This is a genomic window from Litoribaculum gwangyangense, assembly GCF_039543505.1.
GTDB lineage: Bacteria > Bacteroidota > Bacteroidia > Flavobacteriales > Flavobacteriaceae > Litoribaculum > Litoribaculum gwangyangense.
This window is the reverse complement of sequence record NZ_BAABJW010000001.1, coordinates 788414-806737: the sequence shown is the minus strand read 5'-3', so window position 1 is coordinate 806737 and position 18324 is coordinate 788414. Positions and strand designations below refer to the sequence as shown.

The 18324-nt window shown below is 32.2% G+C and carries 14 protein-coding genes and 1 tRNA gene; 5 read left to right on the top strand and 10 right to left on the bottom strand.

Annotated features, from left to right (window positions below; translation table 11 throughout):
* Positions 1-102: 102 nt before the first annotated feature.
* Positions 103-2475, top strand: a complete 2373-nt coding sequence (locus tag ABD963_RS03565; RefSeq protein WP_345275561.1) for a T9SS type A sorting domain-containing protein — start codon at positions 103-105, stop codon at positions 2473-2475.
* A gap of 551 nt (positions 2476-3026) precedes the next feature.
* Here ABD963_RS03565 and ABD963_RS03560 read toward each other — a convergent pair.
* From ABD963_RS03560 to gdhA, 5 genes are all read right to left on the bottom strand, one after another.
* Positions 3027-5438 carry a TonB-dependent receptor plug domain-containing protein gene (locus tag ABD963_RS03560; RefSeq protein WP_345275560.1) on the bottom strand — a complete coding sequence of 804 codons (2412 nt, stop codon included), beginning with the start codon at positions 5436-5438 and terminating at the stop codon, positions 3027-3029.
* A gap of 3 nt (positions 5439-5441) precedes the next feature.
* Positions 5442-6161 (bottom strand): DNA repair protein RecO, encoded by a 720-nt coding sequence (gene recO / locus ABD963_RS03555; protein WP_345275559.1) that lies wholly within the window; start codon positions 6159-6161, stop codon positions 5442-5444.
* The gene (gene porZ, locus ABD963_RS03550; protein WP_345275558.1) at positions 6161-8497 is read right to left on the bottom strand and encodes a type IX secretion system anionic LPS delivery protein PorZ; all 2337 of its coding nucleotides are present in this window, start codon (positions 8495-8497) and stop codon (positions 6161-6163) included. The genes recO and porZ overlap by 1 nt, the downstream gene beginning before the upstream one ends.
* A gap of 55 nt (positions 8498-8552) precedes the next feature.
* On the bottom strand, positions 8553-9590 hold the full coding sequence (locus ABD963_RS03545; protein ID WP_345275557.1) for an acyltransferase family protein: 1038 nt from the start codon (positions 9588-9590) through the stop codon (positions 8553-8555).
* Between the two features lie 131 nt (positions 9591-9721).
* Positions 9722-11065, bottom strand: a complete 1344-nt coding sequence (gene gdhA, locus ABD963_RS03540; RefSeq protein ID WP_345275556.1) for an NADP-specific glutamate dehydrogenase — start codon at positions 11063-11065, stop codon at positions 9722-9724.
* Between the two features lie 199 nt (positions 11066-11264).
* On the opposite strand from gdhA, the gene ABD963_RS03535 reads away from it, so the two are divergent.
* Positions 11265-12095 carry a THC0290_0291 family protein gene (locus tag ABD963_RS03535; protein WP_345275555.1) on the top strand — a complete coding sequence of 277 codons (831 nt, stop codon included), beginning with the start codon at positions 11265-11267 and terminating at the stop codon, positions 12093-12095.
* Here the strand turns inward: ABD963_RS03535 and ABD963_RS03530 are convergent.
* Positions 12092-13231, bottom strand: a complete 1140-nt coding sequence (locus tag ABD963_RS03530; protein WP_345275554.1) for a cystathionine gamma-synthase — start codon at positions 13229-13231, stop codon at positions 12092-12094. The two genes, ABD963_RS03535 and ABD963_RS03530, sit on opposite strands and share 4 nt — an antisense overlap.
* Before the next feature lie 88 nt (positions 13232-13319).
* On the opposite strand from ABD963_RS03530, the gene ABD963_RS03525 reads away from it, so the two are divergent.
* Positions 13320-14039 (top strand): DUF3298 and DUF4163 domain-containing protein, encoded by a 720-nt coding sequence (locus tag ABD963_RS03525; protein WP_345275553.1) that lies wholly within the window; start codon positions 13320-13322, stop codon positions 14037-14039.
* Here ABD963_RS03525 and ABD963_RS03520 read toward each other — a convergent pair.
* Positions 14019-14483 (bottom strand): DinB family protein, encoded by a 465-nt coding sequence (locus tag ABD963_RS03520; RefSeq protein WP_345275552.1) that lies wholly within the window; start codon positions 14481-14483, stop codon positions 14019-14021. The genes ABD963_RS03525 and ABD963_RS03520 overlap by 21 nt on opposite strands.
* A gap of 57 nt (positions 14484-14540) precedes the next feature.
* On the opposite strand from ABD963_RS03520, the gene ABD963_RS03515 reads away from it, so the two are divergent.
* Positions 14541-14894 (top strand): arsenate reductase family protein, encoded by a 354-nt coding sequence (locus ABD963_RS03515; RefSeq protein ID WP_345275551.1) that lies wholly within the window; start codon positions 14541-14543, stop codon positions 14892-14894.
* Between the two features lie 11 nt (positions 14895-14905).
* On the opposite strand, the gene ABD963_RS03510 is transcribed toward ABD963_RS03515, so the two are convergent.
* Both ABD963_RS03510 and ABD963_RS03505 read right to left on the bottom strand, forming a co-directional pair.
* Positions 14906-14977: transfer RNA gene (locus ABD963_RS03510), tRNA-Arg, on the bottom strand.
* A gap of 13 nt (positions 14978-14990) precedes the next feature.
* Positions 14991-15467, bottom strand: a complete 477-nt coding sequence (locus ABD963_RS03505; protein ID WP_345275550.1) for a cupin domain-containing protein — start codon at positions 15465-15467, stop codon at positions 14991-14993.
* Between the two features lie 361 nt (positions 15468-15828).
* Between ABD963_RS03505 and ABD963_RS03500 the strand changes: the two genes are divergently transcribed.
* Positions 15829-16848, top strand: coding sequence for an AAA family ATPase (locus ABD963_RS03500; protein WP_345275549.1), 1020 nt, complete (start codon positions 15829-15831; stop codon positions 16846-16848).
* Here ABD963_RS03500 and ABD963_RS03495 read toward each other — a convergent pair.
* Complete coding sequence (locus tag ABD963_RS03495) at positions 16845-18323, bottom strand: DUF2779 domain-containing protein (RefSeq protein ID WP_345275548.1); 1479 nt, start codon at positions 18321-18323, stop codon at positions 16845-16847. The two genes, ABD963_RS03500 and ABD963_RS03495, sit on opposite strands and share 4 nt — an antisense overlap.
* Position 18324: the final 1 nt, after the last annotated feature.

The following is an 18324-nucleotide window of genomic DNA, read 5'->3' as shown; positions in this document are numbered from 1 at the left end:
AAAAATAACAATTGATAAATTAACTAAACGAATAAAAAACATAAAACCCAAATCCATTGTACTTGTATATGTAAAGTGCATGTTTTAAAAACCCTCTTAGCTATGAAAAAAATTACGTTCTCAAAATATTTTACTTTTTTAATTGCCCTTTTTGGTGCCCTAAATTTTGGTTTTGGGCAGACTACATTAAGTGCTGGAGATATTGTTATTACAGGCTTTAATTCAGATGATCCTGACGAATTTACATTTGTTTTACTAACTGATGTTTCTAATACAACAAGTATAAAGTTTACTGATAATGGATGGCAATCGTCGGGAAGTTTTAGATCAAATGAAGGCATTATTGAATGGACAGCCACATCAGCACTCTCCTGTGGCACTGAAATAACAATAACTGATGGCAGCCCTTTTTCAGCCTCAATTGGTAATGTTACAGATGATAATCAATTTCAACTTAGCGCTACAGGAGATCAAATATTAGCCTATCAAGGAGCTGATATATCTCCTACATTTATTTATGCTATTAACTTTGATGGTACTGGATGGTCAAATGCTACTACTGCTTCTACTTCAGCTTTACCAACTGGGTTGACTAATGGAACTAACGCCGTAAATTTAGGTGAAATAGATAATGCTAATTATAATTGTGCTTCAGTTTCTGGGCAAAGTGCAATTTTAGCTGGAGTTTCAAGTTCAGTAAACTGGATTTTAGATAATAACCGCTTAGCTTCTTTAGGTGGATGTACTTACACTTGTGGGACTTGCGTATCAACAGTAACATGGAATGGTACAACTTGGTCAGCAACACCCGATTTAACCACTGAAGCTATAATTAATGGAGATTATGACTCTTCAATTGATGGTGATTTAAGTGCTTGTAGTTTAACAGTTAACACAGGATTTAGATTAACCGTTGGAAACAATAGTTTTGTTGAAATTGAAAATGATGTCGTGGTAGATGGTGAACTATTTGTTGAAACCTCAGGTAACTTTGTACAAAATGATGCCTTGGGCACCTTTACGGTTAACGCTGGTGGTCTTGCTAGGGTTAACAAGCAAACCCCTCCAAAAGACCAATGGTATTATTACACCTATTGGAGTTCGCCCGTTGTTAACGAAACTATTGGTAGTGTATTCCCTGATGTAGATGGGGATAGGCGTTTTTGGTTTAATGCCGCCAATTTTATCGATAATAATGGTGATGATATTGATGATTTCGGTAATGACTGGCAATATGCATTAGCTGGAGCTACGATGACACCTGGCGTTGGATATGCCGTAACTGAAGCACGTTTATTCCCAAGTGGACTTGGTGCTTCAGGTACTGCTTCGTTTGAAGGCGAGTTTAATACTAGTGACGTTCCCGTAACCATTACTTCAAATCCTGCAAATACAGGTACTAAGTGGAACTTAATTGGAAACCCTTACCCTAGTGCAGTTAATTTTGTGGATTTTCATACGGCTAATTCAACAGTTATTGATGGTGCAGCCTATTTTTGGTCACAAGCAACACCTCCTGATGCTGGAAACTCAGGCAATCAACAAATAAATTTCAGCAAAAACGATTATGCAATTTATACAGTGGGCAGTGGAGCTATTCAAAATGATGCTTTCGGAAATCCTCCTAATGGCTTTATACCATCAGGGCAAAGCTTTTTTATAGCAGGTTTAACAGATGGAACTGTAACCTTTACTAACGCCATGCGAGAAAAGAATGCTTTAAGTAATTCTCAATTTTTTAAGAATTCCACTACCAAAAATAATTCAACAACATTTAATAGACTTTGGGTTAATTTAACCTCAAATAACGGGGTATTTAATCAAATTTTAGTAGCCTATGTTGATGGGGCTACAAATGCCAAAGATGCTCTAGCTTATGATGCTCCAAGACTTTCAATTAATGATTTACCTGCTGCTCTTTACACATCAATTGAAGGAATAGATACAAAATTCGCCATTCAAGGTAAAGCTACCACTAGCTTAAATGAAGACGAAGTTATTAAACTAGGGTTTGCCACCAATATTAATGTAGAAACTACTTACACCTTAACTTTGGCGCAATTTGAAGGCGACTTTTTAACTAATAATCCCGTGTATTTAAAAGATAATTTGTTGAACAAGGTACACAATTTATCGGCCTCAGATTACACGTTTACAAGCGATGTTGGGGAATTTAACTCCCGTTTTGAGGTTTTATTCAGTCAAGCTTCTTTATCGACTGATGAATTCGCTTTAAATTCAAAATCATTAAAAATTGTGGAACTTGAAGATGACAGAGTCCAATTTACCACCACTGAAGATTTAAGTATTAAAAATATAAATATCTATGACCTTTTAGGCAGACAATTATACACTTTTAAAGGCAATAGCGATTCTGAAATTTATTCCCTTTCAAATATAAGCAACAGCATTTATATTGCTAAAGTAGAATTATCTAATGGTGCCGTTATAACCAAAAAAGCTATTAAAAAATAACTAAACTTACGTTTTAAAATTAAGCCGCCATAAAATGGCGGCTTTTTATTTTATGGGAATTTATTCCGTTTCCTACCTTATTTTTTAATGGCTTATAATGAGGTGTTATAAATTTATATACATTTTATTGTTGCATACTAATTTCAAATTACTAAGTAAGACATCCGTGCAATAAAAACCATTTTCTGGCCATTTTGTGCGGTTCAACAAAAAAATAGTCCATTGGTCAAACTTTTTTTAAGGAAACATGATAGTAATATACCTTTGCTAAGTATTTGATTTACAGCATGTTAAAATACATAAAATACCGACAAACTGTAAAGGACTACAAAAAACATGGATAAAAAGAAAGCCCATGTAAAAAACATCGATAAAGGATTATTAATTTAAAAAAACAATAACATGAAAAAAGTTACCCAAAAAATTAAATTATTTATGAAAGCATTAAAAGAACACGCTGTCGCAGCCTCTTATGCTATAAATAGATAAAATTGAATAAATTACTAAAACTCAAAGATGAGTTTTCTATTTCGTTCGGGCGCCATATCAAGTTACAAACTATATTTTAACGATACCACAAAGTTTCTTCCAGCGGCTGCAATACCTGAGGAATACGTTTTATAACGTTGGTCTGAAATATTTTCCAAACTAGCTGTAACCGTTGTAGAGTTCGTTACTTGATATTGCGTTCTTAAATTGATAGTATACCAAGATGGACTGTAAGGGTTGCCATTAGCATCTAAGGCATAAATGTAATCCTTTTCAATTTCTGAAGGTGCCAATTGGTAAAATGACAATTCACCATTGTAATTAGCAAAAAAGTCGAGTTTTAAATCCCCCGAACTCCAAACTATGTGCGTATTTCCAAAATTGGGAGCCACATGTCTTACTGGCACTTCTATAGAGCCTTCAACCTCAGTTCCGCCAATAATATTGTATTGTGAAGTAAGTGCAAGTTGATTTGTAAAATTAATTTTTGCCCCCACTTCAAAACCATAAATCCAAGCTTTTGAGGCATTTTGTATGGCTTGTACATTACTTAATTCACCGTCATAAATAATTTCACTTTCACCATTCAAATTAAAATCCCTCCTAACTAAAGCATTGTCTAAATAGGTATAATACGTATTCATATCCAGGATGACTTTATCATTAAAATTCAATTTCAATCCCAATTCGCCACCATAAGCATATTCTGGTCTTAAAGTTTCATTTGGCACGACTACGGACCCCGGTTCCGAATCAAAAACTTTTCCGATATCGTCAATATTAGGAGCCCTAAAAGCCGATGAAGCATTCAATTTCCATTGAATCATTTTACTGGGCAACCAGCTAATCCCAGCCGTTCCTGTAAGAGCACTGGCTTCGTTTTGTGAGGTGTTGAAGGGCAGATTTAAATACGTATTGTTTTCGGTAAAATCGGCTTTTGAAATGATATGGTTAAAGCGTAAACCTGATTGAAATACAAACTTAGTATTAGGTTGGTATTTGATACTTGAATAAGCGGCCATAGATTGCCAGTTAGCACCATTTGGATATCTTGAAACCGTTGGGATTATTGAATTTGTTTCGATGTTTTCTTCTTCTCCTGTAGACTTCACTTTGTTGTAGATATACTCTAAACCATAAAAAAACTCCGTTTTAAGGCCTAATTTTTTTTCTAAATCTAAATTAAAAGAATAAGCATCAACAGCTTCTTGCCTCATATTTCTAATTGGGGATTGAAAATCCCTGTCCATTCTACTCTCTTGAAAATTTTGATAGGCGATGGTAGCCTTTATTTTGTCGTACAAATTCGAATTACTGCTTAATTTGGTTACTTGTAGATTAGACATCAACCATTTTTGTGGCCCATAATTCCATTCTGCGGAACGTAAAGTCCCACGCCGATACCGTATTAAACGATCGTATCTGGAATAATCTGACGTGGTGGTATAATATAACCCTAAATCGAAACTAAGGTTCTTATAAGGCTTGTAATGTGCCTTTTGCATGAGATTTACTTGGGTGTAACAAGTAGGCTTTTGCACTAAAGGATTAGTGTTTGTTACCACAGCATCATTCCCATTAGTGGATACCACAAACTCGGGCCTTAAATACGCTTTTGGGCCATGGCTTCCCATGCGTAAATCACCAAAATATGAATAACTGGCATTAGTTACAAAGGCCCATTTTTTATATCCCAAGTTAAAATCAAAATGGCCCGTTTTTTCATCACTGGCCGTTGAATATCTTACAATGGCATTAGCCTTTAATAATAACGAATCTGAGTACGATAATATGGGTTTTTGGGTGTAGAAACCCATAACGCCTCCAATGGCATCGCTGCCATAAATTACAGAACCTGAACCTAATATAACCTCGGTATTTTGTATTGAAAAAGGGTCTACAGATATCACATTTTGTAAATTTCCTCCCCTGAATATGGCATTATTCATTCGCACACCATCAACTGTAATTAATAGCCTGTTTGTTGAAAACCCTCTTATCATAGGGCTTCCGCCACCCAGTTGACTTTTTTGAATGTAAACCTGCCCCGTATTTTCCAATAAATCGGCACTGGTTAGTGGGTTTGAAAACTCAATATTTTTGGCATTGATGTTGATTATTTTTTGAGGAATGTCCCTTTTATTTTGCTCAAATTTGGATGCTGATATAACAATTTCGTTTAAATCTTGTGTGTTGGAATTTAAATAAACTTTATTGGAATTCCCTAATTGACGTTTAGTAATGCTCTTCAATTGATGGGATAAATGCTTGAAATAAATAATTTCAGTTTCAAAAAACGCATCTAAATCTGCTTCTCCCCTAAAATTGGTTACAACACTTTTAGATTTGTCTACATTGTAAATGGCTACTCCAAAAAGGGGCTCTTTGGTTTGAGCGTTTAAAACTTTAATGTTTTGACATTGCGAACTTTTAAATACAAATAAAAAAAATGTAAAAGCAAGAAATGATTTCATTGATTAGTTAAAAACTTGATTAAATATTTTTAGGGATTTGGGAATTTTAAAGCTTCCCAAATGTAATTCAAAATAAAGCAACATCATACTTAAAAAAACTTGACGTTGTTTTGAACTGATTTTTACATAAGATAAGCCATCAAATTTTGTGCCTAACAAGTGTTTTAGAAGGGTTAAATTTTCTCCGGAAATAGAGTGTTTACTGGTAGGTTTTTCTTCAAATTTACCTTCGTTTAAACTAAAATAAGAGTATTCAATATGGGATTCATCGGGATAAAACCCAATATATTTTGTTAATTTTAATAAAAATAACAAGTGAAAATTAGAATATTCCGATTGTGAGTCTAACCACAATAAAGTGCTTTCTAAATAGCTATAAAGCTCTTCATTTTGCTCTTCTTCCTTTAAAATATTAGATAATACCTCAGATAAGAACATTACGATGGAACTTTTTAGAACATGGGTATGTAAACTCGTGTAAATATGTGCAATTTTGGCCTCTTTAATAGTTTGTAAAGACCTGTTCTCTTTAAAAAGAACAATCAATTGTAATTGTGAAAGCAATTGAAAATACGCTGTCTTTGAATGTCCTTTTTTACTTTTTAAAACGCCTCGAAGTAAAAAACTTATAACTCCCAATTGCTGTGTATAACACTTAACAATGAGATCGCTATCTCCATATTTAAGTTTTGATAGCACAATGGCATTTGTAGTAATGAGCATTATCTAACCACCATTAATTTTATAACTTTTGTTTCGAAAGTATCTAAATCAGATAGCATAATTAAATAAACCCCTGAAGCCACAACATTATTAGCAAGGTTTTTTCCATTCCAATAAGCTGTACCCCCATCTATTTCTAAATTATAGCCTCTATATCTTTGATTGGTTCTGGATTGTGCTTCGGCCACTAAATTACCTTCTATATCAGTAATTTTAATATTGACATTTTCTGAAATGTCTTTAATTTTAACTTTTTCATCCACAATATTAAAACCAGGGCGAACTGGGTTTGGATAAGCATAGGAATTTGATAAATCTTCAAATGGACTGGAACCCCCTGATTTAAAAGACACCAAGCCTCTACTAGTGGCTATATAAACGATGCCGTTCGTATCATCTAATGCTATGTCTCTAATACTATTAGAGGGTAAGGGGGAGTTTTCTTTTGTAAAATGAAAAATGGTATTTTGTCCATCTGATGAAAAATAAAATAATCCGGAATCATCAGTTCCTACCCATTTGTTATTGGAACCATCAACTTTTATATCTGTGATGAATTGTTGAAATAATAATTCTTTTGCAATGCCATCTTCCTCTATGATAATTTCCTGTACCTCAATATCATCATCCGTAAAAAAATTGGATGTATTAAATAAAACCCTTAACCCTCTAAAAGTTCCTATCCATAATTGATTTCTTTTATCTAATGCTAAAGCTGTTACAGCTGATGAAGGCATATTTTGCTCTTCTTTATAAATCGCTTTTGTTAATTGGTTTCCATTGTTCTCATTAAAACCAATAAAACCAAAACTAAACGCCGATGCAAGCCATTTTGTTTGGTCAGGTCCAATTATTACATCGGCAAATCCATTGTTATCTGTAGCATTTGGAATAATGGCATCGAATGAAAAAGATCTCCACTGGTTAGATGATGGATTAAAAGACTTTAGTTGATTTTTATCTCTTCCGATACTTAGCCATAAAAGTCCATTAGTATCAAATGAAGATGCACCAACTTTAATACCTAAGTTATTTGCAATCTCAACCTCCAGTGGGCTATTCGTTTCATCATATAAAAAAGTTGGAACACCATCATTTACTTCTAATAAACCACTATAAAACGAACTTATAAATACTTGACTAGTGTTTAATGGATTAATTGAAATTTTATTTAGGCATTTAGCTTCCAGTACTTCGCTATATCTATTATTAATCCATTGATTATTTGATAAGTGACTAAACCCACGACTGTTTATAGGAAACGGATTATAAAATACATCATATTCGCCAAAAGTAACCCATAAACCATTTGGTTCGGCTTCAATTGAAAAGGGGATGTTTAATAATGGCCCATCTGGATGAATTTCCTCAAAAACCGTTGGATTTGTTACAGTAGTTTCTAAAATACCAAATTCTCTAGTGCCTATATAAATACTATTATTTTCAATAGTAGCACAAGTATATAACGTGCTAAAATTGGTGTCTACTGAAACTTGCAATACAATATTAAAATTGGTGTCATAAATAAAAACATTGTTGCGTGTTGTTACTATTAAACTATCATCTAAAGCTCTTAAATCTAGTGGAGCACTTGAATAAAGAAATCTTTCATTTATAACATCGTTTATAATTTGATAAATTTTTCTGTCGACATTTATAGCATATAATTTATCTCCTTGAGCTTCAATCGAGGTCCAACTGCTTGAGTTGACCAATTGCCAGTTTTGGAAATCAATTAAATTTGGATTGGTAACCAATGCCTTTCTTATACCATTTCCATCCAAGCATGAGGCATAAATATAATCGCCAAAAATGGTGGTTTGGGTTACTTGAATTTGTATCCCTCCATCTCCTATAAAATAAGTGTCCCCAAATTCCAATCTTTCTAAATCGAAAACCGAAATCCCATAATTAGTTGAAATATAAACCAAATTTTGATATTCATTGAAATGATTTATTTTTTTGCTTGTAGGAGGTATTGTTGGTTTATCAATAATATCTACAATTGTTAAAACATTGTCATCATTATCAAAAGCAATTTCAATTAAACCATTTTCATAACCAATAATTAATAATTGATAGGTTTCACTGTAGAGAATAGAAGAAATAATTTCTCCTGACAACCCATTAATGGTTGTAATCTCATTGATTTCATTTGTTTGAAGATCTAAACTGAAAATAGCATTGTCTGAGGCTGCAAAAATTTTGTTGCTCCCTCTTGAAATATCTTTAATTTGGTTGTATGAAAAATGACCTTCCCAAAGTGCTGAAAAATCTTGAGCCCTTTGTTTAAAAGGGATTAGTATAATGATTAAAAAAATAATCCTACGAAGCATAAATTGTTTCTTAAAATATATTTATATAAAACGCTATTTATCTTTATTTCATATACTAACTTTTTGATATTAATTTCTTTTGCCTTGATTTTCTACTCTTAGATAAATTAGGCAATTCAATTACATACCATGAAAAAACCGCTAAAGCCAAAACAAAAATAAGTAAAACAACACTTGTAAAGTAAGGGTTGTATTTATCAAATAGCTTATAATGAACAAATATTTGAATTATTGGAAAATGAAAAATATATATTCCATAGGTGAAATCTCCATACTTACCGAAAGTATTTAGGAATTTAAAATTGTATGCTATATAGAAAACAATAACCCCAAAAGTAAAAGGTTTTAAAATATGACTTGAAAACATATATTGTTCTGTAAGAAAAATGATTAAACACGGAACAATGAGGTAATGCTTCCATTTTATGAAAAATGCAAAATTTTTATATAATATAATTCCTGACACGAAAAATGCTAACGCACCAGGAAGCTGTTTTGCTATTCTGTAAGCATCTATTGAAAGAAAGTAATTAAAATAAGCTATTGATAACAAATATGTTATTATTGTCAATAAATAAATATTAAACCTTTTAGTATTCACAAGAAAATAAAATACTGGCACCAACAAATAAAAGGCCTCTTCAACTTTAATAGTCCATAATGCACCATTAACAGTGCAAATTGAATTGTCATTGAAAACCCCAGGTAAACAAGGTTCTATGTAATTTTGAAAAGTTAAATTGGCAATTAAATATTTCCAGAATTGAAAATTCAAAAAATAGTTGTTGATTGAATTTTTTGATAGTATTACTAAAAAAATAGCACTACCCAAAACAACAAAGAAGTATGCTGGAACTATTCTTCTAACTCTTTTTATTATATATTCTTTAATAGATACACTATTTTCGTAACTCTTTGCAATTAAAAATCCACTAATTATAAAAAACCCGTGAATAGCTACTTGTGTGTTAAAAAACTTTGAATAAGATTGAAAAATTTGAACTTGACTTAATCCAATTAAATGAGCCAAAGCTACAGTTGAAGCAAATACTATCCTTAAAAAATCAAAGTTATTAGTGTTGACGTCTTTCAAAAAAACAATAATTGTTGACTAATGTTTCAAATATATTTATAACTATCGACTTTTAGTTCAAAATAATATATTTTAAACAAAAAAGCTTTCCCTTTTCGGGGAAAGCCTTAAGCAATTTAAATTATTTCGTTTTATACGATTCCTTGTGCCAACATAGCATCGGCTACTTTTACAAAACCTGCGATATTAGCTCCTTTTACATAATCAACATAACCATCTTCATCTTTACCATATTCAATACAGGATTGATGTATATCGGCCATGATATCTTTAAGTTTGTTATCGACTTCTTCTCTGGTCCACTTATAACGCAATGAGTTTTGAGTCATTTCTAAACCAGAAGTAGCAACACCTCCCGCATTTGACGCCTTTCCTGGAGCAAATAAAATTTTGGCTTTATGGAAAGCAGCGATAGCTTCCTTAGTTGAAGGCATATTAGCGCCTTCACTAACACAAATACATCCATTATTTAAGAGTGTTTTGGCATCTTCCTCATGAAGTTCGTTTTGAGTAGCACAAGGTAATGCAACGTCACATTTTACTTCCCACGGGGTTTTCCCTTTTACAAATTTTGCGTTGGGATACGTTTCTAGATATTCACTGATTCTACCTCTTTTAACATTTTTAAGCTCCATAACAAATTTTAATTTGTCCGTATCTATACCTTCCTCATCATAAATATATCCAGATGAATCTGAAAGTGTTAAAACTTTACCTCCCAATTGTATTACTTTTTCAGCAGCATATTGTGCGACATTTCCAGATCCAGAAACCACTACACTTTTACCCTCGATAGTATCTCCTTTGGTTTCCAGCATCTTTTGCGCGAAGTACACATTCCCATATCCGGTTGCTTCTGGTCTTATTAAAGAACCTCCCCAAGACATCCCTTTACCGGTTAAAACGCCAGTAAATTCATTATTCAATTTTTTATACATGCCGAAAAGAAACCCTATCTCTCTCGTTCCTACACCTATATCACCAGCTGGGATATCTGTATTTGGGCCTATGTGTCTGAATAATTCACTCATAAAAGCATGACAAAAACGCATGATTTCATTGTCACTCTTACCTTTAGGATCAAAATCGCTACCTCCTTTTCCACCTCCCATAGGCAGTGTAGTAAGACTATTTTTGAACACCTGTTCAAATGCCAAAAACTTCAGTATACTAGCATTTACAGTTGGGTGGAAACGTAAACCTCCTTTGTACGGGCCAATTGCAGAATTCATTTGAACTCTATAGCCTCTATTTACTTGTATTTCTCCACTATCATCTACCCAACAAACCCTAAATGATATCAATCTCTCTGGTTCAACCATTCTCAACAGAATATTTTTACCATAGTAAATATCATGTTTTACAATATAAGGAATTACAGTTTCTGCAACTTCTTCAACGGCTTGTAGAAATTCTGGTTCATGACCATTCCTTTCTTTTACAAGATCTAAAAATGCTTCAATGTTACTTTTCATATATACATTAATTGTATTGTTTTTATTAAATAAATAATTTACGAGTGCAAATATACGTTATCTTTAAAATTAATGTTGTTTTTTTTAAAAATTCGCAATACATATTTTTATTGATTATGGCTAAATCCATTAATATTTGTTTGTTTGGTGAGTTTTTATATATTTGTCTTTAATAATGCCTCAAAAAACGAACCTTATTATGCTTAACGTGAAACAATTAGTTTCCTTTTTTTGCTTGTTTGTTATGCTTCAAACAGCGCATTCTCAATTAGGCTTCTCTCACGAATTAGGGGTAATTGCAGGACCGGTTCAATTTAGATCAGATTTTGGTAGCCGTAACGAAGGTGAGACCAATTTTGGTAATTCTGGAATAGGAATAGGCCTTATACATTATATAAATTTTTCTTATAGAGCTGATTGTAATTGTTATACAACTGATACCTATTTTAATGATCATTTCAAATTAAGGAATGAAATTTCTTGGAATAAAACCAAACTAAACCATTTAGGTCAGTGGGTTGGACCAGAAAATGTAACACCAGATGCCGACAGACTTAGAGCACAAAGTGGTGTTGCCAAAAATTTAGATATTGGTACACAAATAGAATTTTTTCCTTTAAGTATTAGAGATTTTCAGGGGTTTGCATACAGTTTTGCCCCTTTCGTAAGTCTAGGTGTGCATTATACATATTCTACGCCAGAAGCTAGCACTACGTATGGTGATGGTGATATTTTTAATGAAAATAATATCTACTCATTTTGGTATCGCGATGATACACGCTTACCTCCTCTGCCCTCCGGACAGCAAAGACAATATCCCATAGATGTAACCCCTCATTCATCTTGGTCAATGGTTGCAAGTGTTGGAGTTCGGTACAAACTAACTAAACTTTCAGATTTAATGTTAGACTTAAGATGGCAGTACTATTTTGATGATTGGGTTGACGGTTTAAACCATGAGTTGAGTTTCAATAAAAATAATGACTGGTTGGTATGGTTAAATTTTGGATATATCTATTATCTGGATTAACCTAAAGCCTGTTTTAAGTCGGCAATTAAGTCTTCTACATCTTCTATACCAACGCTAAGTCTAATTAAAGAATCTACTACACCTGTCTTTTCACGTTCCTCCTTTGGAATACTGGCATGGGTCATGCTAGCTGGATGACCACATAAAGATTCTACCCCTCCTAAAGATTCTGCCAATGTAAAAACTTTTAAATTTTCAATAGTTTTAATTGCTTCTTGAAAATTATTGCCTTTGGTAGTAAATGATATCATACCGCCAAAATCTTTCATCTGGTTTTTAGCAATTTCATGATTTGGGTGATTTTCAAACCCTGGCCAATAAACCTTCTCTATTTTCTTGTGATTTTGCAAATATTCTGCTATGGCTTTCCCATTTTCACAATGGCGTTGCATTCTAACATGCAACGTTTTTATACCCCTTAAAACCAAAAAACTATCTTGAGGTCCACAAATAGCGCCACTAGCATTTTGAATGAAATATAATTTGTCCGCTAAACTTTTGTCTTTTACCACTAAAGCTCCCATAACTACATCGCTATGCCCACCTAAGTATTTTGTTGCAGAATGCATAACAATATCGGCTCCCAAATCTAACGGCTTTTGCAAATATGGCGTGGCAAATGTATTATCAACTGCCAATAAAATGTGATGTTTATTAGCAATTTTCGAAGCAGCTTCAATATCTATAATATTCATCATGGGATTGGTTGGTGTTTCAACCCAAATAAGCTTTGTGTTTTTGTTAACAAAACTTTCAATGTGAGAAGCATCTTGCATTCCTATAAAATGAAATTTAATACCAAAATCTTGGAAAATTTTGGTGAATAGTCTAAAAGATCCTCCATATAAATCATTCGTTGAAATAACCTCATCACCTGGTTTTAAAAGCTTGATTATGGCATCAATAGCAGCGAGTCCAGACGCAAAAGCAAGTCCATAATTACCATTTTCGATACTAGCTAAAGCGCTTTCTAAAGCGCTTCTTGTTGGGTTGTGTGTTCTGGAATATTCATACCCTTTATGACCACCAGGTGTGGTTTGCGCATAAGTGGATGTTTGGTAAATAGGAGGCATCACCGCTCCATAAGCCTTATCATGCTCTTGACCACCGTGAATGACTTTTGTATTAAATTTCATTTGATATTGAATTTGTTACAAATGTAAGTTTTAATTCGCTCTATTCAAATGCAATAATTATCTTTAACTATAGTTAATTATAACCCAAATGTGTCTAAAAAAATCTTACTTGATTTTCTTTTTGTTTTTTACTTTTTTTGCTTGTAAAAAAGAAAATAAAACCTCTTTTTCCAATATTACCATTTCAACAGAAAAGAATGATTTAGTTGAAGTAAACATTCCTAAAGCAAATGGGGATGAAAATATTTCAAAGAAAATTAATTCAACCATAAAAGAGTTAATTATATCTGCTTTGCATATTGGCAATCCAGATGATGTTGCTTCTAAATCCATTGAAGAAAGTATAGATGCTTTTAATAAAGAATATACTGATTTTGTAACAGATTTTCCCGATACCGTTCCAGAATGGGAGGCCCAAATTGATGGTGAAGTGATGTTTCAATCGCCTGAAATTATAAGTTTAGCATTCACTAGCTACAAGTTTACAGGAGGAGCGCATGGTAATTTGCTTATTTCGCTATTGAATTTCAATGCTCAAACTGGTAATCTTATAGAAAATAGTGAGCTTTTTAATGATATTGAAAGCTTTAAAACCCTAGCAAACACTTATTTTGATAAAGCCATAGAGGACAAAAACACGCTTTTTGAACCTACAAAATTCCAATTGCCAGAAAATATGGGTTATGGTGAAGAAGGTGTTGTTTTACTATATAATACCTATGAGATTGCTCCCTATTCAACAGGCCTTATTGAGTTTGTAATACCGTTTGAAGACGCTAAACCATTTTTAGTTTTTAATAGCCTTTAAAAGCGCCAGAACGTACCCGTAATGTAAACCCTCGTGAATGGTGGCAAACTGCAAAGCTTCATCAACATTGGTTAAGGTGTTTCCGGTTGTAGAAACCGTATAGGAATTATACTTTTTAAAAACACCATTATAATAGTCTTCTTGTGTGTTTTTTATGGTCGAAAAGAGAAAACTTTGTATTTCTTTCACTTCATTTTCTGAAATATCGCCATTAGGTTTTGTATCCTTTCTGTATTTATTAATAATAGTATCTGAAAGCATCGACTCTAAACCAGATAACTTATAAACCAACAATTGTTCCGATACTATCACGTGGGCAATGTTCCAAATGATGTTGTTGTTAAACCCTTTGGGGATTTTATTTAAATCGGCTAAAGAATTAGCCTCTATTATTTTATTAAAAATACCTCTTGTGTTATTTAAAACTTGAAATGTAAAATCCATATTCTTTATTATTTTGATAAATATAGTTTTAATTTGTTTTTTGAAACCTTATAAAGCATGAAAAAAGTATACTTTTTAAAAACCTGTAACACCTGTTTAAGAATTTTAAAAGAATTGGATTTACCCTCAGAATTCATTTTACAAGACATCAAAGCTGAGGAAATAACCGTTAAGCAATTGGAAGCCATGAAAACCCTAGCTGGAAGTTATGAAGCCTTGTTCAGTAAACGTTCTAAATTATATAAGGAAATGGATTTAAAAACTCAAGATTTGAATGAACGCGACTACAAGCATTACATTTTAGAACATTATACCTTTTTAAGCAGGCCTGTAATAATTGTTGACAACCACATTTTTATTGGAAACTCTAAAAAAACGATTGAAGCCGCCAAAAAATTCATAAAAGGATAAGTAAAGTATTGTGACTCCATCAGGATTCGAACCTGAATCTAAAGTTTAGGAAACTTTTGTTCTATCCCTTGAACTATGGAGCCAGAAATTAAAAAACTAAGGGGTTTTTAATTTTAGAGCAATATCATTATAATATTCCTGAGAAAGCACTTCGGTCCAAACCGTTGGTTGATCTCCACCGTAAATAGCCAAATAAGTGACATCATTTTCTTTACTGGAAGAATGCCAATGCTCAATATCTTTATCACATTTTATTACATCTCCAACTGTTAGGATCACAGGATTTTTTCCACGTTCTTGATAATAGCCTGTCCCTTCCACAATAATAATAACCTGTGGGGTGAAGTGTTTATGCCAATCTAAAGTGGAGTTCGCTTTAAAAGTAGCTTTGGTAATATTGTAATTTAACTCTTTATCATCATGAAATAAGCCATTTAACCAAGCTTCACCTATATAATGCGTGTTGGGTGCTTTGGTTCCTTCCTCTTTATAAGATTTTATATCATATTCTGAGTTTTGAGCGAATGTAAAAAAAGGAAAGATTATGAGTAAAGAAGTTATTAGTTTTTTCATGGTTAATAATTTTTAATCTAAAAATAAAAAAAAGCCTCAACAATTTAGATGTTAAGGCTTTAGTTTTGCTCCCCCTCTTGGGCTCGAACCAAGGAATTTAAAACACTTGTATTCAGTAAATTACACAAAAAGGAGTGAACATGATACCTTAAATCTATCCTAATTCGCCTTAAAAATAACAATTAATCAACTAAAACATTATCCTTAATAGGATAGAATTTCATACATCCAAAAGAATCAACAAAACCATTAAAACAATTAATGGTCGTTTAATTAAGATTTATTAAATTGTCCTGTCCTATTATAATTAAATTAATTGGACACAATTAATTATTTATATGAGATGGATAACTTTGATAGGATGAAGCAATCTGAAGAAACTAATAAATTATTGGCTGAAGCATTTGGACAAATTTTAAATGTTAACAATATACTCAAAGGACACTCATTCAAAAAATCATATACTGCTCTAGAACTATTTAATCTGGAAACTGAAAACATTCCTAAGCTTCTTGAGCCTTTCCTTCAAAAAAGTGGACTTGCTACTTTAGTTGGTACGTCTGATGCAGGTAAATCTACTTTTTTAAGGCAATTATGTCTTTCAATTGTACTTAAATCTAAAGCATTTTTAGGTTTTAAATTAAACCCCAAACACCATAGGGTTATTTATGTAACTACTGAAGATGATTACAGTTCTGTAAGTTATTCCATTATTAAACAAGTAAATTCATTAAAAAAGAAAATAAAAAACTTAGATGTTTCTAATTTGAGTAATCTAGAATTTATTTTTGATACTGAAAACTTATATGAAAACTTAAAAACTAGTATTGAAGAAAACCCTGTTGATTTAATAGTGATTGATGCTTTCACTGATATCTATGACAAAGAAATTAATGCTAATACACAGGTAAGGAGATTTTTGAATATTTATAGTAACCTAGCCTTTCAAAATAATTGTCTGATTTTATTTTTACACCATATTGGTAAAAACACCCAAAGAAAGACTCCATCTAAAGATAGCATAATTGGGAGTCAAGCATTTGAAGCAAAAATGAGAGTAGTCCTCGAGTTAAGACCTAATTTCAAAAACAAAAATTTTATTGATTTATGGGTTTTAAAATCTAATTTTCTAGAATCCTCATATAAAGAAAAAGGAATCATTTTAGAAAGGGATAAAAATCTTTATTTCTCTAATACTGGACAAACCACCAATAATATTAAAGACCAAAAAAAAGACAATAAGGAACTTGTTGAAGTAGTAATAAAATACCACAAAGAAGGTTTATCTTATCGAAAGATAGAAGAAAAGTTGAAAGGGACTGAATTTGAAATTAGTAAAACAGGTATTGGTAATATTATAAAACAAATAAAGAATGATTAATTTATCATTCTTATTAATACTTTATAAATTTCAACCATTGCAAAGGTGTCTAATTCACAATATGCTAAAAGACTTTTTCTTGTTTCTTCAATATCTTCACTAAAGTCTTTATCTAAAACCATTCTTCCCCAAGTATCTAAAGCCATTGTACCATTATTAATATCTAAATCTGAATAGGTTACTTCTGGGACTACTACAGGTAAAACTTTTTTAATGGAACTAGAACCATGAAAACGGTAGTCTATATAATCTCTTTTAAAAATAGTTTCTAAATCAAAGGTATGCTCGTTTATGTAAGTAAGGTAATTGGTAAATTGTGGCAACCATTCTATTAAGTCTTTATTTCTTCCTATTTCAAAACTGGCGTGCCAAGATACAAATGTGCCTGTGCTACCTGTAAAGTCTTGCATTGCTTGTAACATCTCTATTGGCATTTGCATTTTATCCAATAAATATTCAAAATGAGTTAATGTACCTTCCTCAGATAAAGTGTGTATGGATACTTGAAAGGTTAAATGCTTATGAGGACTTAAACCATCTAATTTAGGAATAGCACTTGCATAGGTTTCATAATCTATAAAATGTAAAGGAAACTTCAATTTGTCTATTTCCCTTTTAATATTAGGTATATTGATTATAGGTTCTTCATGTTTTACCGATGCTACTTGTGTTTGTTGGTTTGCATTTAATTCAAAATCTAATGGAATATCAATAATTGCTAATTGGTCATTATCTACTAATTGACCTATTTTTTTGGCTCTTATATTACCTATTTCATAAATGCTATACTCTGGAATAGTAGTATTGAAGTACTTAAAACTATCGCAATGATTAGACCTTGTGTTGTATTTACAGGAACAAACCGTTTCGTTAATGCTTTCTTTATTTATAAAGTTTGATGCCGCATGTATTTGATTCACGACACTTGAATACAAAACCTCTAATTTATCTGTTACCTCTACAATTTCTAACAATTCATTGGCTACAATTTGGGCTTGTTTTACATACTCTTTGTTAAGATGTATGATAGATACTTTTGAAACCGCATAGCCATTTTCTGTGAGTACTTGTTTTTGGAAACACGCATCTTTTAAGTGGTTGTGTTTGTTATCTGTTTTTATAGAAGTAGACGATTTTACCTCATAAATATGCCAGGTATTATCTGCCAAACGTTCTAATATGTCAATTCTTGCAAATACGCCTTTTTGAGTAGAAAAAGAGGGTTGAAAATATACTGTTCCTCCTTTATTTATGATGCCTTTTGTAAACTCTGGACTTGCATTTTCGGGTATCTCTATACCGTTTGTAAATAGTTGTTTTGCATAGGCTTCTACCTCGTAACCTTCTTTAATTAGTTTTTCTAAAAACAATGAAAATTCTCCATTAGGATATTCATTAGGCTTGTTTTTTAGTAACCATAAAGATTCTGGACAATTTAAATAATGAATAAAGTCAGTTTTGGTGAGTTGATGCATA